General features: G+C 41.4%; 2 protein-coding genes. Both read right to left on the minus strand.

Annotated features, from left to right (window positions below):
• Positions 1–21: 21 nt before the first annotated feature.
• The gene (locus JFC10_RS14780) at positions 22–402 is read right to left on the minus strand and encodes a transposase family protein (protein ID WP_238069273.1); all 381 of its coding nucleotides are present in this window, start codon (positions 400–402) and stop codon (positions 22–24) included.
• A gap of 11 nt (positions 403–413) precedes the next feature.
• Positions 414–854, minus strand: a complete 441-nt coding sequence (locus tag JFC10_RS14785; protein WP_198333488.1) for a transposase family protein — start codon at positions 852–854, stop codon at positions 414–416.
• Positions 855–920: the final 66 nt, after the last annotated feature.

A 920-nucleotide genomic window follows, 5' to 3' on the forward strand; every position in this document is an offset into this window, starting at 1 on the left:
ATATTAGACCTCTTGCAAAAGTCAGATATTAAGCTCAAGATTTACCAGTCCTGCGAACAGCTTCATTCTTAAATCATAACGTTGACGTCGATTACGGTAGCGTTCAGCCACAATTTTGAATAGCTTAATCAGCCCTATTTTATGCTCAACCAGAATACGACATTTTGCCAAATATTGATTGGCCTGTTTGCAAAGCGCTAGCAACTCACCGCCTTTTGGTTTCTTAAAGGGGATAAAGGTCTGATCGTGTAGCTTGGCTATACCTTGATAACCGCTGTCTGCTAGATAGCTGGTGTTTTTAGGCAGCCAATCAGGACAAGTTTGTTTATAAAGACTAAAGTCATGTACTGAACCGTTGCAGGTTTGCACATCCAATATCAGTCCTGTTTGCCAATGTACGATGACTTGCGCTTTTAAGGTATGTTGTTTCTTTTTTCCACTGTAGTACTGTTTTTGGTTTTTTTTGGCCGTTCAATGGGCGTTTCGGTGGCATCAATGATGACTGCTGACCAATTGATATCCTCAGGCTTACCGTGTGGTAGTTTTCGTGGCAAATCAAATCTGCCTGAGTGGATAAGGATGTCTTCTACTCTTCTGACAATGCGACTGGCAGAGGACTCATGAACGTTGAAGTCCACACCAATATGATAAAGGGTTCGGTATTCACGCCAATAGGTCAGTGCGAGTAAAATCTGCGCCTCTAAGCTAAGTTCACTTGGACGACCTGATTTGCTCTTGGAAGCTTCATGCTCTTGCATGGCTTCTAGCATTTTCTCAAAAGTGGCTTTGTGGATGCCAGTATAACGTTTAAAACCTGCATCGCTCTGTTCAAGTAGTTTGGCTATATTTGGCATATCTTTTAAATATTTAGGGTTCAGTTATAGTCTTTGAGTCTTGAAACTACTTTTGCAAGAGGTCTA

The sequence above is a fragment of the Psychrobacter aquimaris genome (assembly GCF_016107525.1).
In the GTDB taxonomy this organism is placed as follows: domain Bacteria; phylum Pseudomonadota; class Gammaproteobacteria; order Pseudomonadales; family Moraxellaceae; genus Psychrobacter; species Psychrobacter aquimaris.